Origin of the sequence: Streptomyces achromogenes (genome assembly GCF_030816715.1) — a bacterium.
GTDB lineage: Bacteria > Actinomycetota > Actinomycetes > Streptomycetales > Streptomycetaceae > Streptomyces > Streptomyces achromogenes_A.
Genome location: NZ_JAUSYH010000001.1, coordinates 7422830 through 7446204 on the forward strand (window position 1 = coordinate 7422830; position 23375 = coordinate 7446204).

The 23375-nt window shown below is 72.2% G+C and carries 22 protein-coding genes, 1 tRNA gene and 2 pseudogenes; 14 read left to right on the forward strand and 11 right to left on the reverse strand.

Going from position 1 to position 23375, the window contains the following annotated elements; genetic code table 11:
- Positions 1–206: 206 nt before the first annotated feature.
- Positions 207–1142 (reverse strand): LysR substrate-binding domain-containing protein, encoded by a 936-nt coding sequence (locus QF032_RS33185; protein WP_307047555.1) that lies wholly within the window; start codon positions 1140–1142, stop codon positions 207–209.
- Positions 1143–1399: 257 nt separating this feature from the next.
- Here QF032_RS33185 and QF032_RS33190 point away from each other — a divergent pair, with 257 nt between their 5' ends.
- Both QF032_RS33190 and QF032_RS33195 read left to right on the forward strand, forming a co-directional pair.
- The gene (locus QF032_RS33190) at positions 1400–2389 is read left to right on the forward strand and encodes a bile acid:sodium symporter family protein (RefSeq protein WP_373430505.1); all 990 of its coding nucleotides are present in this window, start codon (positions 1400–1402) and stop codon (positions 2387–2389) included.
- Between the two features lie 118 nt (positions 2390–2507).
- Positions 2508–3035, forward strand: coding sequence for an isochorismatase family protein (locus tag QF032_RS33195; RefSeq protein ID WP_307047559.1), 528 nt, complete (start codon positions 2508–2510; stop codon positions 3033–3035).
- Between the two features lie 38 nt (positions 3036–3073).
- Here QF032_RS33195 and fdhD read toward each other — a convergent pair whose 3' ends face one another.
- Both fdhD and QF032_RS33205 read right to left on the reverse strand, forming a co-directional pair.
- Positions 3074–3922: a formate dehydrogenase accessory sulfurtransferase FdhD gene (fdhD, locus tag QF032_RS33200; protein ID WP_307047561.1), complete on the reverse strand. Its 849-nt coding sequence runs from the start codon at positions 3920–3922 to the stop codon at positions 3074–3076.
- 7 nt (positions 3923–3929) lie between these two features.
- Positions 3930–4174, reverse strand: a pseudogene (locus tag QF032_RS33205) (2Fe-2S iron-sulfur cluster-binding protein); the annotation flags it as partial.
- 99 nt (positions 4175–4273) lie between these two features.
- Between QF032_RS33205 and QF032_RS33210 the strand changes: the two are divergent.
- From QF032_RS33210 to QF032_RS33255, 11 genes are all read left to right on the forward strand, one after another.
- The gene (locus tag QF032_RS33210; protein ID WP_307047563.1) at positions 4274–5608 is read left to right on the forward strand and encodes an OFA family MFS transporter; all 1335 of its coding nucleotides are present in this window, start codon (positions 4274–4276) and stop codon (positions 5606–5608) included.
- The gene (locus QF032_RS40940) at positions 5574–5711 is read left to right on the forward strand and encodes an MFS transporter small subunit (RefSeq protein WP_444875776.1); all 138 of its coding nucleotides are present in this window, start codon (positions 5574–5576) and stop codon (positions 5709–5711) included. Before QF032_RS33210 ends, QF032_RS40940 begins: the two co-directional genes overlap by 35 nt.
- A gap of 182 nt (positions 5712–5893) precedes the next feature.
- The gene (locus QF032_RS33215) at positions 5894–6841 is read left to right on the forward strand and encodes a beta-ketoacyl-ACP synthase III (RefSeq protein ID WP_307047565.1); all 948 of its coding nucleotides are present in this window, start codon (positions 5894–5896) and stop codon (positions 6839–6841) included.
- 356 nt (positions 6842–7197) lie between these two features.
- Positions 7198–7881 (forward strand): GntR family transcriptional regulator, encoded by a 684-nt coding sequence (locus tag QF032_RS33220; RefSeq protein WP_307058933.1) that lies wholly within the window; start codon positions 7198–7200, stop codon positions 7879–7881.
- A gap of 133 nt (positions 7882–8014) precedes the next feature.
- Positions 8015–8099, forward strand: a tRNA-Leu gene (locus QF032_RS33225).
- A gap of 432 nt (positions 8100–8531) precedes the next feature.
- Positions 8532–9701 (forward strand): ATP-binding protein, encoded by a 1170-nt coding sequence (locus QF032_RS33230; protein WP_307047569.1) that lies wholly within the window; start codon positions 8532–8534, stop codon positions 9699–9701.
- Complete coding sequence (locus QF032_RS33235; RefSeq protein WP_306947531.1) at positions 9698–10099, forward strand: roadblock/LC7 domain-containing protein; 402 nt, start codon at positions 9698–9700, stop codon at positions 10097–10099. The genes QF032_RS33230 and QF032_RS33235 overlap by 4 nt, the downstream gene beginning before the upstream one ends.
- Entirely contained in the window at positions 10096–10473 is a 378-nt protein-coding gene (locus QF032_RS33240; RefSeq protein ID WP_057582153.1) for a DUF742 domain-containing protein, read from the forward strand. The genes QF032_RS33235 and QF032_RS33240 overlap by 4 nt, the downstream gene beginning before the upstream one ends.
- Entirely contained in the window at positions 10448–11041 is a 594-nt protein-coding gene (locus QF032_RS33245) for a GTP-binding protein (protein ID WP_306947527.1), read from the forward strand. The genes QF032_RS33240 and QF032_RS33245 overlap by 26 nt, the downstream gene beginning before the upstream one ends.
- 8 nt (positions 11042–11049) lie before the next feature.
- Positions 11050–12396, forward strand: a complete 1347-nt coding sequence (locus QF032_RS33250; protein ID WP_307058935.1) for a cytochrome P450 — start codon at positions 11050–11052, stop codon at positions 12394–12396.
- Positions 12397–12618: 222 nt separating this feature from the next.
- Positions 12619–13788: a tryptophan dimethylallyltransferase family protein gene (locus QF032_RS33255; protein ID WP_307047573.1), complete on the forward strand. Its 1170-nt coding sequence runs from the start codon at positions 12619–12621 to the stop codon at positions 13786–13788.
- Positions 13789–13955: 167 nt separating this feature from the next.
- Here QF032_RS33255 and QF032_RS33260 read toward each other — a convergent pair whose 3' ends face one another.
- From QF032_RS33260 to QF032_RS33295, 8 genes and pseudogenes are all read right to left on the reverse strand, one after another.
- Positions 13956–15242 (reverse strand): flavin-containing monooxygenase, encoded by a 1287-nt coding sequence (locus QF032_RS33260; RefSeq protein ID WP_307058937.1) that lies wholly within the window; start codon positions 15240–15242, stop codon positions 13956–13958.
- A gap of 177 nt (positions 15243–15419) precedes the next feature.
- Positions 15420–16154, reverse strand: a complete 735-nt coding sequence (locus QF032_RS33265; RefSeq protein WP_307060473.1) for a GntR family transcriptional regulator — start codon at positions 16152–16154, stop codon at positions 15420–15422.
- 106 nt (positions 16155–16260) lie between these two features.
- Positions 16261–17262, reverse strand: a complete 1002-nt coding sequence (locus QF032_RS33270) for a proline racemase family protein (RefSeq protein WP_307058939.1) — start codon at positions 17260–17262, stop codon at positions 16261–16263.
- Positions 17263–17374: 112 nt separating this feature from the next.
- Entirely contained in the window at positions 17375–18331 is a 957-nt protein-coding gene (locus QF032_RS33275; RefSeq protein ID WP_307058941.1) for a dihydrodipicolinate synthase family protein, read from the reverse strand.
- Positions 18332–18378: 47 nt separating this feature from the next.
- Positions 18379–19822, reverse strand: a pseudogene (locus QF032_RS33280) (FAD/NAD(P)-dependent oxidoreductase).
- A complete protein-coding gene (locus QF032_RS33285; protein ID WP_307047583.1) occupies positions 19815–20114 on the reverse strand; it encodes a (2Fe-2S)-binding protein in 300 nt (99 codons plus the stop codon). Before QF032_RS33285 ends, QF032_RS33280 begins: the two are co-directional and overlap by 8 nt.
- Complete coding sequence (locus QF032_RS33290; protein WP_373430506.1) at positions 20111–21310, reverse strand: NAD(P)/FAD-dependent oxidoreductase; 1200 nt, start codon at positions 21308–21310, stop codon at positions 20111–20113. The genes QF032_RS33285 and QF032_RS33290 overlap by 4 nt, the downstream gene beginning before the upstream one ends.
- Before the next feature lie 137 nt (positions 21311–21447).
- Entirely contained in the window at positions 21448–22257 is an 810-nt protein-coding gene (locus QF032_RS33295) for a hypothetical protein (RefSeq protein ID WP_307060474.1), read from the reverse strand.
- A 335-nt stretch (positions 22258–22592) separates the two neighbouring features.
- Here QF032_RS33295 and QF032_RS33300 point away from each other — a divergent pair, with 335 nt between their 5' ends.
- Positions 22593–23282 carry a nucleotidyltransferase domain-containing protein gene (locus QF032_RS33300; RefSeq protein ID WP_307047588.1) on the forward strand — a complete coding sequence of 230 codons (690 nt, stop codon included), beginning with the start codon at positions 22593–22595 and terminating at the stop codon, positions 23280–23282.
- The last annotated feature ends 93 nt before the right edge of the window (positions 23283–23375 follow it).

Genomic DNA, 23375 nt, shown 5'->3' on the forward strand with positions numbered 1-23375 from the left:
GGGGTGCCGACGGCGGGCGACGTTCCCGTCCACGCTGGTCAGGGCGGGAAAAAGGGCCCACAAGGGGAAGGGTCGGACACAAAGCTGACGGTTGAGTAAGTTTCGGTACCGTAATCTCCACCGAATCTGCCCGTACCGCTTACGCCGCCCGACCTCCGCCGGGCCCTCTCGCCGGGCCATCCCGCCCGGCCCTCCCGCCGGTCCCTTCACGGCGCGGCGGCCCCCCTCGGCGGCGAGCCCTCGGCGGCGGGCGGACGCGGGGCAGGTCGCGGGGCGGCGGGTCGTCGGTGCAGCCGGTCGCCGCCTGCCAGGATCGCCGCCGCCAGGGCGTCGGCGGCGCTCTCGGCCGACGTCCGCCGGCGCCCGTGCACCAGCACGAAGTCGACCTTGCCCAGCTCGGGCAGTCCGGCCCGGTCCGGGATCCGTACCAGGCCGGGCGGGATCAGGCCCCGGGAGTGCGCCATCACGCCCAGGCCCGCCCGGGCCGCGGCGATGAGGCCGTTGAGGCTTCCGCTCGTGCACACGATCCGCCAGGACCGCCCCTGGCGCTCCAGTGCCTCCAGCGCCAGGGCGCGGGTGATGCCCGGCGGCGGGAACACGATCAGCGGGACCGGCCGCCCGGCGTCCAGGCGCAGCCGTTCCGCGCCGATCCAGACCAGCTCGTCGTGCCACACCGGCTCGCCGCGCGGATCCTCGGGGCGCCGCTTGGCCAGTACCAGGTCCAGCTTTCCCGCGGCGAGCTGCTCGTGCAGGGTGCCCGACAGCTCCACCGTCAGCTCCAGGTCGACCTCGGGGTGATCGGAGCGGAAACTTTCCAGGATTTCCGGCAACCGGGTCAGCACGAAGTCCTCGGAGGCGCCGAAGCGCAGGCGACCGCGCAGCCGCGTGCCGGTGAAGAACGCGGCGGCCTGCTCGTGGACGTCCAGGAGCCGGTGTGCGAACCCGAGCATGGCCTCGCCGTCCTCGGTCAGCTCCACCGAGTGCGTGTCCCGGGTGAACAGGGCGCGTCCGGTCGCCTCCTCCAGCCGCCGCACGTGCTGACTGACGGTGGACTGGCGCAGCCCGAGCCGCCGCGCCGCCTGCGTGAAACTGAGCGTCTGGGCCACGGCGAGGAAGGTGCGCAGATGGGTGGGCTCATACACATGCGCCACCCTAGTACCGGTCATCGTGATCCGTGATGACAGTGAGAGCGGTGTACGGGATTCCCGATCACGGGCCCGAGGGGGACGATGGACCCGATGGTGAGAGGCCTTCCGGTCCTCGGTCCTGCCCGCCCGGAGCGACGGACCTCAGGTGCGTGCCGGCGGTCCGCGTGCAACGGGTCGTAAGCCTTTCCGGAACAAGCACTCCTTCGAACAGCACGTGGAGCACCGTGAAACGCCTGCAGTGGCCGAGCCGGATGCCGGTCGACCCCTACATCCTGCTGTTGCTCGCGACCGTCGGGTTCGCCGCGCTGTTTCCGGCGCACGGCACCGCCGCCGATGTGGCCTCCGGCGCCTCGACCGCGGCCATCGCCTTCCTCTTCTTCCTGTACGGCGCCCGCCTGTCCACCCGCGAGGCGCTGGACGGGCTGAAGCACTGGCGACTGCACGTGACGGTGCTGGCCTGCACGTTCGTGGTCTTCCCGCTGCTCGGCCTGGCCGCCCGCGGCCTCGTCCCGGTCTTCCTCACCCACCCGCTCTACCAGGGGCTGCTGTTCCTCACCCTCGTGCCGTCGACCGTCCAGTCGTCGATCGCCTTCACCTCGATCGCCCGCGGCAACGTGCCCGCGGCGATCTGCGCGGGCTCCTTCTCCTCCCTGGTCGGCATCGTCGTCACCCCGCTGCTGGCGGCGGTCCTGCTCGGCAGCGGCGGCGGTGGCTTCTCCACGGACTCGCTCGTCGAGATCGTGCTGCAACTGCTCGTGCCGTTCCTCGCGGGGCAGGTGCTGCGCCGCTGGATCGGCGGTTTCGTCACGCGGCACAAGAAGGTGCTCGCGCTCGTCGACCGCGGTTCGATCCTCCTCGTCGTCTACACCGCCTTCAGCGAGGGCATGGTCCAGGGCATCTGGCACCAGGTGAGCGCGGTGCGGCTGGGCGGACTCCTCGCGGTCGAGGCCGTGCTGCTCGCGGTGATGCTCACCCTGACCTGGTACGGCGGCAGGGCGCTGCGGTTCGGCCGTGCGGACCGGATCGCCCTGCAGTTCGCCGGCTCCAAGAAGTCCCTCGCCTCCGGACTGCCCATGGCGAGCGTCCTGTTCGGCGCGCACGCCTCCCTCGCGGTGCTGCCGCTGATGCTCTTCCACCAGACGCAGCTCATGGTGTGCGCGGTCATCGCCAAGCGCCGGGCCCGCGATCCGCTGGAGCCGCCGCACGAACGCACCGGCGGGCGGACACCGTCGACGGCGTGAGCCGGCCGCCGGGGGAGGGGAGAAGGCGGGGTTGCGACTCCTGGCCCGTGAAGCAGTTCACGCGCCTGTTGATCCTGGATCTCCGGCACGGAGGGCTGACGGGGGATAACGTTCCGTCATGACCGTCCCCCTCGCGCTCGAACCCGCGCGCACCGCACTGATCCTCGTCGACCTGATGGACCGCATCGTCGCCCTCCCCCTCGCGCCCCGTAAGGGCACGGAAGTGCTGCTGGCGGCACAGGAGTTGGCGGAATCCTTCCGCTCGGCGGGAGCCCTCGTCGTGCTCGTCCGCGTCGAGCGTCCGGGGGTCGCCGAGCAGCCGTCCGGCAGCCAACTGGTCCAGGGGCTGTCGCGGGAGGGCGACGTGGAGATCGTCAAACGGACGGTCGGGGCCTTCCAGGGGACCGGCCTGGACGGCCGGCTCCGTGAACGGGACGTCACCACCTGCGTGTTCGCGGGCATCGCGACCAATCTCGGCGTCGAGTCCACCGCCCGCGCCGCCGGCGACCTCGGATACGAGCTGGTCTTCGTCGAGGACGCGATGGCCGCCCTCACCGGGCCCGAACACGAGGCTTCCGTGAAGCTCGATTTCCCCCGGCTCGGCACCGTGGTCCGCACGGCCGACGTGCGCTTCACGCGCGGCTGAGACAAAAAGGGCCGTGCCGCCGTGCCGCGAGGGCCGGGTCAGCTCCGGGTGGCCGCGGCACTTAGGGCTATGCGGTCCTCACCCGCGTACACGTTCATGGAGCTGCCCCGCAGGAAGCCCACCAGGGTCAGTCCGGTCTCCGCGGCCAGGTCCACCGCCAGCGAGGAGGGCGCGGAGACCGCGGCGAGCACCGGGATGCCCGCCATCACGGCCTTCTGCGCCAGCTCGAACGAGGCCCGGGCCGAGACCAGCAGGATCGCCCGCGACAGGGGCAGGTCCCCGTTCTGCAGAGCGCGGCCGACCAGTTTGTCCACCGCGTTGTGCCGGCCCACGTCCTCCCGGACGTCGAGCAGTTCGCCGTCCTCGGAGAACAGGGCCGCCCCGTGGAGCCCTCCGGTCCGGTCGAACACCCGCTGGGCCGCGCGCAGCCGGTCGGGCAGGACGGCGAGCAGTCCGGGCTCGATCCGGAGCCGGGGAGCGTCGGCGACGGGCCAGCGGGTCGTCGTGCGGACCGCGTCCAGACTGGCCTTGCCGCACAGGCCGCAGGAGGAGGTGGTGTAGACGTTGCGCTCGAGGGTGAGGTCGGGGATCGCCACGCCGGGCGCGGTGCGCACGTCCACCACGTTGTAGGTGTTGCTCCCGTCGGCTGTGGCGCCCGCGCAGTAGACGATGTTCTGGAGGTCGTCCCGCTCGGCCAGCACGCCCTCGCTGACCAGGAAACCGGCGGCCAGCGCGAAGTCGTCACCGGGCGTGCGCATCGTGATCGCCAGCGGTTTGCCGTTGAGCCGGATCTCCAGTGGCTCCTCGGCGACCAGGGTGTCCGGGCGGGTGGAGACCACGCCGTCCCTGATGCGGACCACCTTGCGTCGTTCGGTGACTCGTCCCATGTCGTGATCAGCCCCGGTTCTGTACGTGCTGGTAGCCGAAGCGGCCCTGGATGCAGAGGTTGCCGTGGGTCACCGGGTTGTCGGGCGGTGACGTGACCTTCAACGATCTCATTGTCCTGCACAGAAAGCGTGCGACCCCGGTCCACCCCGCAGCAGGCGCACACGGCCGTGGTCCGCGCCCGTGCCGCCTCGTCCCGGTTCCCCGCCCGCCCACCGGTCGTACTCCGGCCTGAACGGCGGAACCCCGGTCGGACGGTCCGACCGTTCGGCGCATCCCGCCTACCGCTCACCGCACACGCTCCACGCTTCCCCTTCTCAGCGTCAGAAACGGGTTTCTACCGTTCAGGTTTCATGAGTCCCCCCATCGCGCCGCCCGGCTGGAGCCGTTGGCTCGTCCCCCCGGCCGCCCTCTCGGTCCACCTCTCCATCGGCCAGGCCTACGCCTGGTCCGTGTTCAAACCGCCGCTGGAGTCCGCGCTCGGCCTCAGCGGCACACAGAGCGCGCTTCCGTTCCAGCTCGCCATCGTGATGCTCGGCCTGTCCGCGGCCTTCGGCGGCACCCTGGTGGAGCGAAACGGGCCGCGCTGGGCGATGACCGTCGCCCTGGTCTGCTTCTCGTCCGGGTTCCTGATCTCCGCCCTCGGCGCCGCCGTCGAGCAGTACTGGCTGATCGTCCTCGGCTACGGCTTCGTCGGCGGAATCGGGCTGGGAATCGGTTACATCTCGCCCGTCTCCACTCTGATCAAGTGGTTCCCGGACCGCCCCGGCATGGCCACCGGAATCGCCATCATGGGCTTCGGCGGCGGCGCGCTCATCGCCTCCCCCTGGTCGGCGCAGATGCTCCAGTCGTTCGGCTCCGACAGCTCGGGCATCGCCCTCGCCTTCCTCGTGCACGCTCTCTCCTACGCGGTCTTCATGACGCTGGGCGTCCTGCTGGTGCGGGTGCCGCGCGGTGAGCGTCCGGTCGCCGGTGCGCCGACCGCCGTCGAGGGCGTGCAGGTCTCGGCGCGCAGCGCGGTGCGCACCCCGCAGTTCTGGTGTCTGTGGATCGTGCTCTGCATGAACGTGACCGCCGGCATAGGCATCCTCGAGAAGGCCGCGCCCATGATCACGGACTTCTTCGCCGACACCTCCACCCCGGTCTCGGCCTCCGCGGCGGCCGGGTTCGTCGCCCTGCTGTCCGCGGCCAACATGGCCGGCCGGATCGGCTGGTCGTCGACCTCCGACCTGGTCGGGCGCAAGAACGTCTACCGTCTGTACCTGGGCGCCGGCGCCCTGATGTACGCCCTCATCGCCCTGATCGGCGACTCGTCGAAACCGCTGTTCGTCCTGTGCGCGCTGGTGATCCTCTCCTTCTACGGAGGGGGCTTCGCGACCATTCCCGCCTACCTCAAGGACCTGTTCGGGGCCTATCAGGTGGGCGCGATCCACGGCCGGCTGCTCACCGCGTGGTCGACGGCCGGCGTGCTGGGCCCGCTGATCGTCAACTGGATCGCCGACCGCCAGGAGGAGGCCGGCGAGGACGGCTCGTCGCTGTACACCCTGTCCCTGTTCATCATGATCGGGCTGCTGGCCATCGGCTTCGTCGCCAACGAGCTCGTCCGGCCCGTCCACGTCCGCCACCATGTACCCGCCCAGAGGAAGGCAGCCGATGCCGAACGACAGCAGCCCGAGTCCGCGGCCTGACCGGCGGCCGTTGACCGCCTTCGCCTGGCTGTGGGTGGGGGCGCCGCTCGTCTACGGGCTGTACGAGCTCGTGCAGAAGGCCACGCAGCTCTTCACCGGGTAGCGGTGAACCGCGGGGCGCGTGTTCGGCGGGCAGGTGTTCGACAGGTGATCGGGCGTCCGAGAGCTATGGGGAAGCCGACAACCGGGAATCCGGATTCCTGTCGCTTCACGCGCCCTCGTACCGGTGAGTCACTGATCAGACTGGTGGATCCCGCAACCCACGGCAACGAGGGGACCCCCCGAATGAACGGCTCGCGCATCACCGCCGTCGGCCACTACCAGCCCGCCAGGGTGCTCACCAACGAGGACCTGGCGGAACTGGTGGACACCAATGACGAGTGGATCAGGAGCCGGGTGGGCATCCGCACGCGCCACATCGCCGGTCCCGACGAGCCGGTGGACGAGCTCGCCGCGCACGCCGCGGCCAAGGCGCTCGCCACGGCGGGCCTCACGCCGGACGAGATCGACCTGGTGCTCGTCGCCACCTCCACGGCCGTCGACCGTTCGCCCAACATGGCCGCGAGGGTCGCCGCCCGCCTCGGCATCCCGCAGCCCGCCGCGATGGACGTCAACGTCGTCTGCGCCGGTTTCACCCACGCGCTGGCCACCGCCGACCACACCCTCCGGGCCGGCGCCGCCACCCGGGCCCTGGTCATCGGCGCCGACAAGATGTCCGAGGTGACGGACTGGAGCGACCGCACCACCTGCGTGCTCGTCGGCGACGGAGCGGGCGCCGCCGTGGTCGAGGCCTGTCCCGAGGGCGTCGAGCCCGGGATCGGGCCCGTGCTGTGGGGCTCGGTGCCCGAGATGGGGCACGCGGTGCGCATCGAGGGTCAGCCGGCCCGGTTCGCCCAGGAGGGACAGAGCGTGTACCGCTGGGCCACCACCCGGCTGCCGCCGCTCGCCCGGCAGGCCTGCGAGCGGGCGGGATTCAGGCCCGAGGACCTGGCCGCCGTCGTCCTGCACCAGGCCAACCTGCGCATCATCGAGCCCCTCGCGGCGAAGATCGGGGCCGTCAACGCGGTCGTCGCGCGTGACGTCACCGAGTCGGGCAACACCTCCGCCGCCAGCATCCCGCTCGCCTTCTCCAAGCTCGTCGAGCAGGGCGCCGTCTCCGCGGGTGACCCGGTGCTGCTGTTCGGCTTCGGCGGCAACCTGTCCTACGCCGGGCAGGTCGTGCGCTGCCCGTGACTCTGCGCCTCCGTGTCTCCGTGCCTCCGCGGCCGTGTGACCTGCGTGGCCGCGTGACCGTGCGACATGGCGAGTGGCGACGACCGCCTCCGGGACCGGCATCCGTGCGCCGTAGACTGTAGACGAAAGACGACCGATACTCGGCCGGAGGCGGCCGCCCGGTTGTCGCACCGGCGCACCGACTGCTCGCGCGCCCACCGCCAACCGCCAACGCCCCACAGTCCGCCGTCGGATGGCCGGTTGCCCGGTGTCCGGTCGTCCGCGCGGGGCGACGGCAGCCGTTCGCGACGTCATCCGATCCGCGGCTTCGGCTTCGGCCGCGGTCGCCCGGCGCTTGTCCAGGAGGGGACCGACCGATGTTGTCGACAGGACTGCCGCTGCCGCACGGCGCGGTGCCCAAGCTCGAACGGCCCGGCCCGCTGCGCGACCGCGTCTACGAGGCACTGCTCGAACTCATCACCACGCGCGCTCTGCAGCCCGGCCGGCACCTCGTCGAGAGCGAGCTCGCCGGTCACCTCGGCGTCTCGCGGCAGCCGGTGCGCGAGGCGCTGCAGCGGCTGAACACCGAGGGCTGGGTCGATCTCCGGCCGGCCCAGGGCGCGTTCGTGCACGAGCCGACCACGGAAGAGGTGAACCAACTTCTCGCCGTGCGCACCCTGTTGGAGGCGGAAGCCGCACGTCTCGCGGCCGCGCACGCGGACGAAGACGGCATCGTCGCGCTGAACGAGATCCTGGCGCAGAGCGTGCCGGCCGTCACGGAGGACGACGTGGACGCCGCGCTCGCCCTGAACGCCCGCTTCCACACGAAGGTCGTCGAGCTCTCGGGCAACGCGGTCCTCGCCGAGCTGGCGGCCCAGGTCGACCGCCGGGTGCGCTGCCACTGCACGCCGATCGCCCGGCAGCGCGGCCACGAGTCGTGGATCGAGCACCGCGACCTGATCGCGGCCATCGCCGATCACGACGAACAGAGGGCCACCCGGCTGATGCGCGAGCACACCGAGCACGCCATGAGTTCGCACTCCATCCGCGCCACGTCCTGACGACGTGCGGAGTTAGCGGTGAGGGCGCCGTCACCCTGCGCGGCCAGCGGATATGCAGGTGAGAGCCACCCCGAAAGCTTGGTATTGTTGTCCGTGTCGCCGCGGGGAACGCCTCGCAGGGCGGCATCACCTGGTCCGGGTGGCGGAATGGCAGACGCGCTAGCTTGAGGTGCTAGTGCCCTTTATCGGGCGTGGGGGTTCAAGTCCCCCCTCGGACACTCTCACTCTCCGTACCGAGCGGATTTCACTCGGTGACAGCTCATTGACCCGTATTCGGCGTTCTGCCGGATGCGGGTTTTGTTGTTTTCGGTATCCATTGGATCCGGAATGTCGCGGAAGGCCGTTTATCGGTTGTCGTGTCGCGCTGCTTGACGTGGCTGTCACAAAGGCGATTGCCCGGTCGCTCCACCGTCGCCCACCAGTACGACTGACGCATCGTCAATGTTCATCTCGGTGGGGATATTGGCGGACTCTGGTTCCTTCTTGTGGTGATACGATCACGCTCGCTTGTGGGCGGGCGGATGGGTGCAAGACGACATCTCCGGCTACGGGGGACAGTCCGGGCGGTCATCCCCGTGCGGGCGGTCCGCCGGTCCACCCGTGTTGACGGGAATTCAGCAACTGGCCGTCAGTCGCCTGAAGAGAGTCTTATGACTGATTACATACAGAACCCGGTACTCTGGGCTCTCCTCGCCGCCGTACTCAGCGCAGTCGCCCTCATTGTTCGCCAGCGCAGGGCGGCGCGTGCCTTAAGGCAGGAGATTGTGGGGCTCAGATCCCACTACTCCGCCTTGGAGAACGAGTACGCGCAATCGGTCGAGGCTGCTCAGGAAAGAGCCGAAGAGGCTACGAAAACGGTCCTCAAGTCCGCCATGCGGACCCTTCAGGGCCTTGCCGCGGAGCAGCAGTTGATCGTCTCCCGGCTGCAGAACAAATATGGCGAGTCGGTCATCCTCCAGGACCTCCTGGAGATCGACCACACCAACTCGCAGTTCGGCCGGCGCGCCCAGTCGATCGCCGTGCTCTGTGACGGCTGGCTGGGACGCGCACGCGATGTGGCGTCCGTCTACGACGTGGTGCGCAGCGCCCAGGGCAGGGTGCGCCACTACCGGCGGGTCGAGATCCTCTCCCAGGTCGACTTCGGCATCACGAGCCGTGCCGTCGAGCCCGTCGCGCTGGCCCTCGCCGAGCTGCTCGACAACGCCACGAGCTATTCCAGCCCGGACACCGTCGTCGAGATCAACATTCGCACCGTGCCCAAGGGCATCTGCATCGTCGTCGACGACGCCGGCGTCGGAATGAACGACGAGGAGCGCGCCCGGGCGGACAAACTCCTCTCGAGTGAACGGGTGTCGGGCGTCTCCGGCCTCGGCAACCCCCCGCAGTTCGGCTTCGCGGTGATCGGCGTGCTCAGCGAGCGCTTCGGCTTCGAGGTGTCCGTGGACTCCACCTCGCCGTACGGAGGCGTCCGGGCGGTTCTCCTCCTGCCGCACGACCTGCTCACCAACGCACCCGAGCAGAAGGAACCGGCCCCGGTCGTTCCCGCTGCCTCGCCCGCCCCCGTGGGCGGCGGCCCCGAGACCGCGCTGACCGCGGCCACCACGTCCGACGGCCTGCCCAAGCGGCGCCGCAAGCGGCCGATGGCCATCGTCCCCGGCAGCGCGTCGAACGCCTCCGGCCCCTCCCGGACGGGAGCGGAGACCGCGGCCATCATGGGCGCCTTCCAGCGCGGCACCCGGTCTGGCCGGGCCGTACAGGCCGACCCGGCGGAACAGTCGAGCACCCGTGGTGCAAGCAGCGAAGGGCATGAGTTCTCGTGAATGACGATCTGTCATGGATGCTTGACAGCGCCCTGGAGATTCCCGGGGCCCTGCACGCCGTCCTGATCTCCGCCGACGGCCTGCTGATGGCACGGACGCAGGACTTCGACAAGGACGACGCGGACCGGGTCGCCGCCGCGATGAGCGGTGTGCAGTCGCTCAGCCGCTCACTCGCCTTCTTCTGCGAGGACGCGCAGATGCGCTGGCGGCAGACGCTGGTCGAGTTCGACGGGGGCTGGGTCTTCCTGATCTCCGCCGGCGAGGGCGCCTACCTCGGCGTCTCCGCCTCCCCGGACGTCGACATGGCGGACATCACCTTCCGGATGCAGCAGCTCGTCGGCCAGCTCGGCAAGGCGCTCACCACGCCGCCGCGCGAGAACCTCGGCGTGCGGTCATGACGGGCTACGGGGAACTGGAGCCGCAGACGCCGGAGTTAGTGCGCCCGTACGTCATCACCAAGGGGCGCGGACTGCCCGACGAAGGGCAGCTGTCCCTCATCACGCTGGTCACGGCGGCCGCCGACCACGAGCAGCGGCCCACCAGGCTGTCCCCCGAGGAACAGAAGCTGCTGGACCTGTGCGCGGCCGGCTACCTGTCGGTCGCCGAGATCGCCGGGCACACCCAACTGCCCCTGGGCGTGGTGAAGATCCTCCTGGCCGCGCTCACGGAGGGCGGCTACCTCATCACCCGCCCGCCCGTCCAGCGGGCTCCGCTCGCCGACCGGGACATCCTGGAGGAGGTGCTGAATGGTCTCAGGGCCAAGTTTGGATGAGCAGGCGTACGTCCGCCGCGGTGAGACGCAGACAGCCGTCAAGATCCTCGTCGTGGGTCACTTCGCGGTCGGCAAGACCACGTTCATCGGAGCGATCTCCGAGATCGAGCCGCTGTCGACCGAGGAGACGATGACCCGGGCGGCCGAGGCGGTCGACGACCTCAAGGGCGTCCAGGGCAAGACCACCACCACGGTCGCCATGGACTTCGGCCGGCTGACCATCAGCGACCGTGTCGTGCTGTACCTGTTCGGAACGCCGGGCCAGCAGCGCTTCGTGCAGATGTGGGAGGACATGGCGCGCGGCGCGCTCGGCGCGCTGGTGCTCGTCGACCCCGAGCGGCTCGCGGACTCCTTCGCCGTGATCGACCTGATCGAACAGTACGGACTCGACTACGCCATCGCCGTCAACCACTTCGACGGCGCCCCGCCGCGGGACGAGAACGCTCTGCGCGAAGCGCTCGACCTGCTCGACGACACCCCCGTCGTCACCTGCGACGCGCGAGACGAGCGGTCGTCGGCCGACGCGCTGATCACCCTCGTCCGCCATCTGCAGGAACGTGCACACTAGGAGCACACATGGAACAACCCACCGCACCCGTGCCCCCGCCCGGGTGCCCGGCGCACCAGGCCGACGGCAGAGTGCCGTTGTACGGGCCGGACTTCGCGGCCGACCCGCAGGCCTACTACAGCTACCTGCGCCACTACGGTCCCACCGCGCCCGTCGAGCTGTCGCCGGGGGTCGAGGCCACCCTCGTCACGGACTACGCCTTCGCCCTCCAACTGCTCCAGGACTCGGGCGCGTTCCGTAAGGACGCGCGCCGCTGGCGGGACCTCAACGAAGGTCGCATCCCCGCGGACAGCCCGGTCGCACCACTGCTGGCCCACCGGCCCAACGCCATGTTCAGCGACGGCGCGGAACACCACAGGCTGCGCCAGGCGATCACGGACAGCATGGCGCGCGTCGACTCGCGCAAGCTGAGCCGGACCACCGAGCAGGTCTCCAACTACCTGATCTCGCAGTTCGGTTCGCGCGGCTCGGCCGATCTGCTCGGCGACTACGCCAAGCAGCTGCCGCTGTTCGTGTTCAACGAGCTGTTCGGCTGCACCGCCGACATCGGGGACCGCGTCGTCTTCGGCATCACCGGCATGTTCGACGGGGTGAACGCCGAGCAGGCGGTCGGGGTGATGTTCGGGGCCATCGGTGAACTCGTCGCGCTCAAGCGGTCCAAGCCCGGCGACGACGTCCCCTCGTGGCTGATGCAGCACCCGGCCAAGCTCACCGACGAGGAAATGGTCCACCAGATCGCCCTCCTGCTGGTGGCGGGCAACGAGCCGCTGCGCAACCTCATCGGCAACACGCTGCACCGTCTGCTCACCCACGACGCGTACGCCCACCAGGGCGGTCTGATCGACGAGGCGATCGACGACACGCTGTGGGAGAACCCGCCGATGCAGAACCTCGGCGCCCACTACCCGGTGTCCGACATGGAGTTCGCCGGACAGAAGCTGCAGGCCGGTGACCTCGTGCTGGTCAGCTATGCGGCGGCCAACACCGGCCCGGCGCTGACGGCGGCCCGCCAGGCCGGCAGCAACCGCGCCCACCTCGCCTGGAGCGCGGGCCCGCACGCCTGCCCGTCCAAGGAGCCCGCCCGGCAGATCACCGTGACGGCCATCGAGAACCTGTTGAACAAGCTGCCCGACGTCGAGCTGGCGGTGCCCACCGAGAGCCTGACCTGGCGGCCGGGCCCCTTCAACCGCGGACTCACGGCGCTGCCCGCCAAGTTCACCCCGGTCCAGGTCGTCCAGCGGCCCGCGCCGGCCCGCAGGGAGGCCCCGGTGCGTCCGCAGAACACCGCCCCGGCGGGCGGCAGGAACGAACGTGGAGGCGTGTGGAGCCAGTTCCTCAACTGGCTGACGAGGTGATTCACACAACACCCGCCAATTCCTCACCACTGCATGACGATTCAACCTCACGGGTAGTGAGGAACGCGGTGTTCCGTGTTGCTCACGAGTCAGAGGAGGTGTCGTGGACCACATATCCGCCGACGCCGTTTTCATACGAGACCCCATCGTCGTGCACACCCTGATACCCGCCTCCCCAGGCGGGTATCTTCGTGCCCGGCCCGTCCCCGAGGGCGGCGTCCGATGACCGCCTCGCGTCCCGGGTTCCCGGGCGAGCCGGCGGCGGGCACGCTCGGCGGCCACGCGGCCCGTCAGTTACTGCGACTGAGCGAGATCGCGGGACTGCCCGCCGCCGACTCCGAGGTCTACGCGCGCACACTCCTCGACGTGCTGGGCCCGATCGCCCAGCGACCGCTGGAACTGCCGCCGCCCAGCCGGAGCTTCCTCTCGGACGACCACACCCCCGTGGAGTTCTCCCTCTCCTGCGAACCAGGTGCGCCGCCGACCCTGCGGGTGCTCCTCGAGCCGGGGGCGGGCGCCGGCGACCTGACGGACAACGGCCGCACCGGACTGCGGGTGATACGCGAGATGGGCCGGCGCTGGGGCTTCGGCACCGACCCGCTCGACGACCTGGAGGACCTGTTCTTCCCGCCGTCGCCGCAGGGGCCGCTGGCGCTCTGGTGCGCGCTGGAGTTGCGTGCGGGCGGCGTCCCCAAGGTCAAGGTCTATCTGAACCCCGCGGCCTCGGGAGAGAAGCGGGCCGCCAGGACCGTACGGCAGGCGCTGAAACGACTCGGTCACCGCAAGGCGTTCCAGGCGCTGCCCGACGGTGACCGCCATCTGTTCTTCGCCCTGGACCTCGGTGACTGGGCGGAGCCACGGGTGAAGGTCTATCTGGCGCACGACGACCTGTCGGCCGCGGAGGCGGGCGCCCTGTGCCGTACGGGCGACGGCCCCGGCAGCGTGGAGATCGAGGAGTTCTTCCGCATCGTGGCGGGGGAGGAGCACAAGCCGCAGCTCGACCGCCGGCCCGTCCAGACGTGCCATGCCTTCACCGAGACGCGGACCGGCCTGCCGAGCGGCTTCACCGTCTACATCCCGGTCCGCGACTACGCCCGCCACGACGGCGTGGCCCTGGACCGGGCCGCCGCACTGCACGCCCGCTACGGCATCGACCCGGTCTCGGTGCGGCGCGCCTCGGCCGCCGTCACCTCGCGGCAGATGGAGGACGGCGTGGGCCTCGTCGCCTATCTGGGGCTGGCCCACCAACGGGGCCGTCCGCCGCGGGTGATGACGTACATCTCCTCGGAGGCGTACGAGGTCCGGCCGCCCACGGTCCTGTCGCCGGACGTCGTGCCGGACGTCGTGCCGGTCGTCGCCCCGCCCCCGGCCCCCGTGGCCGCCGAGGCGTGAGCGCGTGGTGACCCGCGCCCGGGGATGAGAACGCCGAGGGGGGCCTTGCGCCGACGCCGTCGAACCGCTCCCCTCGCCCGCACGGATCGCGAAGCCACCGGGACGCCCCCGGGCGGACGGACGCGCCGGACTCGTCCCCGATGGCGCCGACGCCAGGTGACACGGCGTCACTCGGCCTGCAGCTCCTCCAGATAGGGCGCGACGTTGACCTGGATGGACGCGCTCTGCACCTGGCCGTACTGACCGGCGATGCCGTCCAGGTAGCCGGAGATCTCCTTGCGCATGACCTCCCGCTCCGGCAGTGTCACCCTGCCCGCCACGATCCGTGCCACCCAGCGGGACTGGGCCTCCACCAGACGGGTGACGGAGCCGTGCGGGCGGACCAGGCCGACGAAGTGCAGACCGGGGTGGTCGGGCGCGACGACCCGCTTGTACAGCTCGACGGAACCCTGCGGACCGATCGGGCAGCCCGGCGGCAGGAACGGGTACGCCATGCGGTACCCGGTGCAGTGGACCACCGCGTCGGCAGGCACGGAGGTGCCGTCGGTGAAGACCACGCGGCCGCCGTCGAAGCGCTCGATCGCGGGCTTGGGGACGATCCCGCCGTGCCGGATGCGGGTGAGGATCTCGTCGGACACCGTCACGGCCGAGGCGAAGATCGGATGGTCCGGCTCGGGCAGCCCGTAGTCCGAGAGCTTGCCGCGCGCGACGAGCAGGGCCTGCTCGATGAAGCGGCGCTGCTCCGCCAGGCTCATGGCCGTCCACCACGGCGCCTCGGCGACATCGTCCAACGGCATGCCGAAGAGCTGCTTGGGCACGATGTGCAGTCCCCGGCGCACGGACAGGACGGTCTGCGCGGCGTACCGGGAGAGGTCGGCGGCGATGTCCACCGCCGAGGCGCCCAGCCCCACCACGACGACTCGCCGGCCGGTGAAGTCGCTCCCGTCGCGGTAGTCGAGAGCGTGCAGAACCGCTCCTTCGAAGGTGTCGGAACCCGGGAGCGGAGCGGGCAGAACCGGCTCGGTGTTGTGCCCCGAGGCGACGACGACCTGGCTGAAGTCGCGTGTGGTGCGCCGCCCCCCGGCGTCCCGGCTGACCACCGTCCAGGAACCGTCGGCGCTCCGGGTGACGGATTCGACCGTCGTCCCCAGCTCGATGCGGTCCGTCACGCCGGCCCACTCGGCGAAGGCACGCAGGTACGCGGCGACGTCACTGTGCTTCGGGTAGACGGGGTAGGAGTCGGGCATCGGGTAGTCGGCGTAACCGGTGAGCCGTTTGTTGGTGTTGAGGTGCAGCGAGAGGTAGCCCGGCCCGCGTTCGCCGGCCTGCGGCTGCCGCCAGAGCCCGCCGACCTCGGGCGCCCGCTCCAGGACGACGAAGTCGACGCCCTCGGACTTCAGGGAGTGGGCGGCCGCCAGCCCCGACAGTCCGGCACCGATGACACACAGACTCACGCGTTCCCCCACAGAAAAGACACCGATCCTTCGCGCACGGGCAGTTGCATGCCCGTTCGGCACACCCACCACGCTTCCGCCACCCGCGACATGGATCACAGCCGTGCCCGACGGGCCGGGGTGGCGCGGGGGGTAGGGCGGACTTCGTGGGGCGAGCCGCCCACTTCGGGCGGGCGGCTACGCGCGAGCGGCGGCCCACAGGCCCCGGACATGCCCGAGGTGCCGGGTCATGATCTCGCGCACCGCCCGCTCGTCGCGGGCCAGCAGGGCGTCGAGGAGCTCCAGGTGTTCCTCGGCGGAGGCCAGCAGACGGCCCGACGCGGACAGGGCGGTCAACCCGTACAGCCGGGCGCGACCGCGCAACTCACGTACCACCTGGACGAGATGGGCGTTGCCGGCGAGGGCCAGCAGACCGAGGTGGAAGCGGGTGTCGGCCTCGACGTAGGCGATGAGGTCGCCCGCGACCGCGGCGGCGACGATCTCACGGGCCGCCGGACGCAGCGCCTCCAGGGACACCGGGTCGGCGGTGCCGGCCAGCGCGACCACGGTGGGGATCTCGATGAGGGCGCGGACGTGGGTGTACTCGTCCAGCTGCCGGTCGGAGACGTCGGTGACCCGGAACCCCTTGTTCGGGACGGCGTCGACCAGACCCTCCTTCGCGAGGTCGAGCATCGCCTCGCGCACCGGGGTCGCCGACACGCCGAAGCGGGCGGCGAGGGCCGGCGCCGAGTACACCTCGCCGGGCAGCAGCTCACCCGCGATCAGCGCGGCCCGCAGGGCGTCGGCGACCCGCTCGCGGTAACTGCTCCGGCGGCCGCCGAGCACCGGCAGCGCGGGCGCGGGCACAGCGGGCGCCGCGGCCGGTGCGGGCGCCGGTGAGGCGGGTGTCCGGCTGCCGGTGCGCGGGGCCATGGGGATCTCCTCGAAACGCTGTGCCATGTCACGTGCCACCAGTATCACGCACCGGTCGGCCGGGAGGCGGGCCGCCTGCTGCTCACGGGCGCGGAAAGGACGCCGGTCAGAGCACGAAGCCGTCCGGGAAGGGGTCCGTGGGGTCCAGCAGGTACTGGGCGGTGCCGGTGATCCAGGCTCGGCCGGTGAAGCTGGGCAGCACCGCCGGACGGCCGGCGACCTCCGTGCGCCCGAGGAGCCGGCCTGTGAAACGGGTGCCGATGAAGGACTCGTTCACGAACTCGGTGTGCAGCGGCAGTTCGCCGCGCGCATGCAACTGGGCCATGCGCGCGCTGGTGCCGGTGCCGCACGGCGAGCGGTCGAACCAGCCGGGGTGAATGGCCATCGCGTGCCGGGAGTGCCGGGCGGTGGCGCCGGGCGCGTACAGGTGGACGTGGTGGCAGCCGCGGATGGAGGGATCCTCCGGATGGACCGGTTCCCCCTCGGCGTTGATCGCCTCCATCAGCGACAGCCCGGCGTGCAGGATGTCGTCCCGGCGGGCGCGGTCGAAGGGGATCCCGAACTCCTCCAGCGGCAGGATCGCGTAGAAGTTCCCGCCGTACGCCAGGTCGTAGGTCACCGTGCGGCCGTCGGGCAGTGCCGCCCTGCGGTCCAGCGCGACCGCGAAGGAGGGGACGTTCCGCAGCGTGACGGACGTGGCCGCGCCGTCCGCGACCGCGACCTCGGCGACGACGAGCCCTGCCGGGGTGTCCAGCCGGATCGTGGTGACCGGTTCGACGACCTCGACCATGCCCGTCTCGACGAGGACGGTCGCCACCCCGATCGTGCCGTGCCCGCACATCGGGAGATAGCCGGAGACCTCGATGTAGAGCACGCCCCAGTCGCAGTCCGGCCGGCTGGGCGGCTGGAGGATCGCGCCGCTCATCGCGGAGTGCCCGCGCGGCTCGTTCATCAACAACTGCCTGATGTCGTCCCGGTGTTCACGGAACCACAGCCGGCGCTCGTTCATCGTCGCGCCGGGGACGACGCCGACGCCGCCCGTGATCACCCGGGTCGGCATGCCCTCGGTGTGCGAGTCGACGGCGTGCAGGACGAGCTTGCTGCGCATGAGGTGCCTTTCCGTGCCGTGCGGCCGGCCGCCGGGCGGTGGTCGTCTGCTGGGGTGGTGGTGGGGGCGTCCCGGGGGGTCTCTTCCGGCGCGCGCGCCGTGGGGGGACGCGTCACGCGAGACCGGCGGCGACGGCCTTCTCGGTGGCCGCCCGGACGGCCGCCTCCTGGTCCGGCAGCAGCGGGACCCGTGGCGGACGGCAGCGGCCGCCGTGCCGGCCCACGACGTCCATCGAGAGCTTGATGGCCTGGACGAACTCGACGCGCGAGTCCCAGCGCAGCAGCGGGTGCAACTGGCGGTAGAGGGGGAGCGCGGTGGTGAGGTCACCGGCGACGGCCGCCCGGTAAAGCTCCGTCGAGGCCCTCGGCAGCGCGTTGGGGTAGCCGGCCACCCAGCCCTTCGCGCCGGCCACGGCCAGCTCCAGCAGCACGTCGTCCGCACCCGCCAACAGATCGAGTTCGGGAGCGAGTTCGGCGATGCGGTAGGCGCGGCGCACATCGCCGGAGAACTCCTTCACGGCGTGCACGTGACCCTCGCCGTGCAGCCGTGCCAGCAGTTCCGGCACCAGGTCGACCTTGGTGTCGACGGGGTTGTTGTACGCCACCACCGGCAGGCCCGCCCGGGCCACCTCCGCGTAGTGGGCGACGACGGCCCGCTCGTCGGCGCGATAGGCGTTGGGCGGCAGCAGCATCACCGCCGAGCAGCCCGCCCCGGCCGCCTGCTCGGCCCAGCGGCGGGCCTCGGCGGAGCCGTACGCGGCGACCCCGGGCATGACGCGCGACCCGCCCACGGCGGCGACCGCGGTCTCCACCACCCGTCCGCGCTCCTCGGGCGTGAGCACCTGGTACTCGCCCAGCGATCCGTTGGGGACGACGCCGTCGCAGCCGTTCGCCACCAGCCAGGCGCAGTGCTCGGCGTACCGGTCGTGGTCGACGCGGAGGTCGTCGTCGAGCGGCAGCGCGGTGGCGACGAGGACGCCGTGCCAGGGGCGCCGCCGGGAGGCGGTGGGAGCGGCCGGGGCGGCGGCCGGGGGACGGGCGGGCGCGGGCGGGGTGGCGGGGGTGGTCATGCACGGGTCCCTTCACAAGCGGTGACGTGGGGGTGAGGTGTGACATGTCACTGGGTGACCGGAGGTTCGACGGGAGGTTCGGCCGGGGGTTCGGCCGGGGGTTCGGCCGGGGCGGCGAGGACGCCGAGCGGGACCGGGCGGGCCAGCAGCCGTCGTGCCGGGGTGAGCGCACAGCCCGCCACGCCGGCTACTCCGGGCTCGCACATGCGGCCCTGACACCAGCCCATGCCGGCCCTGGTCAGGAGTTTCACGGTACGCAGATCACCGGCGCCGAGGGTGCCGACGGCCTCGCGGACGGCGCCGGCGGGCACCTCCTCGCAGCGGCACACGACCGTCTCGTCGGTCACCTGCTCCGTCCACCGGACGGGCTGCGCGGCGTACGCGGCGTCCAGCGCGGAGAAGAACGCCCGCAGCCGGTCACGGGTCCGGGCGGCCGGGGCCCAGCCGGCCGGGTCGGGGACCCGTCCGGTCAGTCTCGCCGCCGCCGAGCGGCCGGCGATGTGCCCCTCCGCCAGCGACAGCGTGGCGCCGCCGACGCCCGTCGTCTCGCCCGCGGCCCAGACGCCGGGCACGTCGGTGCGCTGCTCGGCGTCGACCCACACGCCCGGTCCGTCGAGACGGCAGCCGAGCCCGTCCGCGAGATCCGTGTGCGGCAGCAGACCGTGGCCGACGGCCAGGGTGTCGCAGGAGAGCCGCCGTTCGCTGCCGGGCGCGGGACGGCCGTCGGCGTCCAGCGCGGCCACGGTGACCGACTCCAGTCGGTCGACGCCATGGGCCTTCAGCACTACATGACGGACCATCACCGGCACGCGGGTGCAGCGCCAGTCGCGCCGCGAGGGCCGCTCCCTCGGCGAGCTTCGCGGGGGCCGCCGCCCAGGCGCGGGCGCTGCGTGCGAGGCCCCTGGGGCCGGCCGACTCGACCAGGGCGGCGACCTGGGCGCCGGCCGCCGCGAGACCGGTCGCCACGGGCAGCAGCAGCGGGCCGGTGCCGGCGACGACGGCCGTACGGCCGGGCAGCGACAGCCCTCCCTTGAGCAGCGCCTGCGCGCCGCCGGCGGTGACCACTCCGGGCAGGGTCCAGCCGGGGAACGGCAGGACCTTCTCGTATCCGCCGGTCGCCAGCAGTACCGCGTCGGCCCGCACGGCGACGGACTCCGCCTGCCGCGGACCGAGCAACGCGTGCACGACGAGGGAGCCCGACTCCCGCTCCACGCACCAGACGTGACGATCGCTCAGGTGCGTCACGCGACCCGCGTCGAGATGGGCGTCGAGTCCGGCGCGCAGCCGCTCCCAGGTGCGCCACTGGTGGTGCAGCGCCTGGGGGCGCCGGGCGCCGAGGCCGGGCGCGGGCTGCCGGTAGAACTGCCCGCCCGCCTCGGCGGCGGAGTCGGTCAGCACCACGCGCACACCGCGCGCCGCGGCCGCCAGGGCGGCGGCGAGCCCTGCCGGGCCGGCGCCGATCACCGCGAGGACCGGGCGGCGGTCACTCATCGTGGCCCGACCCGGCCTGCGAGCGGACGACGGCTCCGGGCGTGGCCGGCACCAGACAGGCCCGCTGGTTGGGCCGGCCGTCGACGGTGACCAGACAGTCGAAGCAGACTCCGATGCCGCAGAACGCCCCGCGCGCCCGCCCCGCACCCCGGGTCGTGCGCCAGGCCGTGACACCGGACGACCACAGCGCGGCGGCCAGCGTCTGCCCGGGCAGCGCCTCGATCGCCCTGTCGTCGAAGGTGACGGTGAACGGAGCGCCGGGACGGGCCCGGACCAACCGCAGGGGATTCACGGGGAGGCCTCCTCGCCGAAGGGTTCCGCACGGCCGGATCGGCCGGATCGGCCACCCGGGCGGCCTGGACGCGGGGAACGGTGTGCGCGGTGCGGGCGGTCGAAGCGGTCGGGGCGGAACGGCGTCAGGTCCAGCTCCGGGCTCGCGCCGGTGAGCGTCTGCGCGAGGAGCCGGCCCGTGCCGGTGGCGAGGCCGATGCCCGCGCCCTCGTGTCCGCAGGCGTGGAACAGTCCGGGCACCCGTGGGTCCGGGCCGATCGCGGGCAGGTGGTCGGGCAGGTACGGGCGGAAGCCGACGTAGGTGCGCATCGCCCGGACGTGCGCCAGGAACGGGAAGAGGCGGGTGGCCCCCGCCGCCAGGGCGCGCACGACCGGCAGCGAGAAGGACCTGTCGAACCCGACCCGCTCCCGGCTCGCGCCGATCAGCACCGGCCCGGCCGCGGTGCCCTCGACGACCGGGGAGGTCTGCAGGGCCGCCGAGTCGCTCGCCACGTCGGCCACGTAGTCGGCGGCGTACACCTTGTGCCGTACCCGCGGCGGCAGCGGCTCGGTGACCAGGACGAAGCCACGGCGGGGCAGTACGGGCAGTGCGACGCCGGCCAGGGCGGCGACCTCCGCTCCCGCGACGCCCGCCGCGTTGACCACGGCCGGCGCGAGGATGTCGCCGCGGTCGGTCCGCACGCCCCGCACCGCGCCGTCGGGGCCGCGCAGGATCCGTGTCACGGCACGGCCGGTCTCCAGCCGTGCGCCCGAGGCGCGCATCAGGTGGGCGGCGGCGAGGGTGGGCATGACCTGGGCGTCCTGCGGGTACAGCACGCCGCCGGCGAGTCCGGCCGCCAGGTGGGGTTCCAGGTCCCGGAGTCGAGCCGCGTCGACAGGGACGGTCCGCACCCCGGCGGCGCGCTGCCCGGCCGCGAGGACCGTCAGCGCGGCCAGGGATTCCGCGCTCGACGCCACCACGAGGCCGCCCTTGGGCTCGTACTCCACGGCCGCGGCGAACTCCTCCTCGGCGGCCAGCTCCTGCCACAACCGGAGTGACAGCAGAGCCAGTCGGAGCTCGGGGCCGGGCTCCTTGTCGGAGACGAGGAGATTGCCCTCGCCGGCGCCGGTGGTGCCGCCGGCCACCGGGCCGCGGTCCACCACGATCACGTCGAGTCCGGCACGCGCCGCGTACAGCGCACAGGCCGCGCCCACCATGCCCGCGCCGACGACCACCACGTCACCGCTCGGTCGCTTGGTCACGCCAGTAATATGTCACATGGCGCTGCGCCGAGGAAGACGGTGTACTGGCGCGGGCCGACGGCTCGTTGAGCCGGACCGCCGAGCCGGCGCGCTCAGTCGAACTCGCTGGGCTCCGGGGCCGGAGTGCGGCCCTCCCGGACGTCCTTGAGCCGGGTGGTGCCGTGACTCACCGCGTCCTTGGTGCTGTCGTGGTCCGCACCGTCGTACCCGCCGTTGGTCACGGTGATCGCGTCGTTGCCGACCCGTACGGCCGCGACGTCCAGGGTGAGGGTGACCGGGGAGCCGCCGGAGGTCCCCTTCACCGTCACGGTGATGCCCTCACGGGCGTCCCCCGCCTTCGGGAGGGAGGCTTCGACGACCTGCACGGTGCGGGTGGAGCCGTCGGAGGCCTTCGCGTCGAACTGGTCGCACTCGGTGGTCAGCGACCCCAGCCAGTCCAGCGACTTGTCGAGGTCGTCCCGGTCGTAGGCGGCGACCTGGTAGAGCAGCCGGGAGTCGCCCTGGGTGAAGCCGGTGAGCGCCGACGCGCCGGACGGGCGGCCCAGCAGGTCGTCGCCGTACAGCCCGTCGAGCAGCCGCTGGCAGTCGGCGGCCTGCGTCTTGCCCGTGAGGAACTGCTGGGCGTCGACCGTGCCGATGAGGAGCTTGTCCTCCCAGGACGCCGCGTTCGGCACCTGGTTCCAGTCGTCCTCCAGGTCGCCCTCGGTGATCAGAGCGGTCCGTGCGCCCGCCGACGTGAGCGTCTTCTTCCCGGGGGAGGCGGTGGTCGTCCGTTCGGCCACGGGCGAGGCCGCGACGCCGGACGCGCTCGACGCGCTGGACGCGCCGTCCTGGCCGCCGGAGCAGGCGGCCGCCGTGGCGAGCAGCGTTCCGGCGGCCAGGACGGCGGTCAGCGCCCGCACCGGGCGGCTGGGGCGGCCCGGGCGGGTCGGCCCGGCCGGGCCCGACGGGCGGGGCGGGCAGGTCGGGCGGGACGACGGACGAGGGGTGCTCACGGGTACCTCCAGAGGACGGGGTCGGCTGCCCTGCCCTCCACGGCACCACCGGCCGGGCCGCTCGACCAGCGCAAGGAGCCGTACGGGTGAGGCCGCGGCGCAGGCGGCGGCCGGCCTCGCGGCTGCGGGCCCGCGGGGAAAATACGAGGTGGCGCGCGCCGGGCGCAGGGCATCATGGCGATCCCGAGCGCCCGATCGCGGCGCCCGGCTGATCATCGTCGGGGGAACGACCGGGGGCACCTGTGACCGTCACCAACATCCTGCTGTCCGGCATCGTCGGCTCGACCGCCTACGGACTCGCCCGCGAGGGCTCCGACGTGGACCGGCTCGGCATGTTCGCCGCCCCCACCGAGGAACTGCACGGCCTGCACACTCCCAAGGAGTCGCACGTCAGCACGGCGCCCGACCGCACCCTGCACGAGGCCGCGAAGTGGTGCCGGCTCGCCCTCGGCGGCAACCCGACCGTCATGGAACTCGTCTGGCTGCCCGACGAACTGTACGAGGTGCGCACCCCGCTCGGCGACGAACTCATCGCCCTGCGCACCACGCTGCTCAGCGCCGGGCGGGTCCGCGACGCCTATCTCGGGTACGCCACCCAGCAGTTCCGCAAGCTGCGGAACCGCAGCGAGGACTCTCCCGCGGCGGGCGGCCGCAGACGCAGCGCCAAGCACGCCCGGCATCTCAAGCGGCTGTGCGCCCAGGGGTACGAGCTCTACTCCACGGGACGCCTGACGATCCGGGTCGAGGACCCGGAGAGCTACCACCGGTTCGGCGAGGAGGTCGCCGCCGATCCCGACGCCGCGCTGCCGATGCTGCGCCGCGTCGAGGAGGCGTTCGCCGAGACGCGCAGCGTCCTGCCGGACCAGCCCGACGAGCGCGCCGCCGACGCCTGGCTGCGCCGGGTCCGCAGGCGGTTCTACGCGGCGGCGTAGTCCGGCCCCGAGCGCCGGCGCGGCCAGGCGCCGGGGTCCTCCGCCCCCGGCCACGATAAATCGCGTGCCGGGCCGCTCCTTCGCTCCTACACT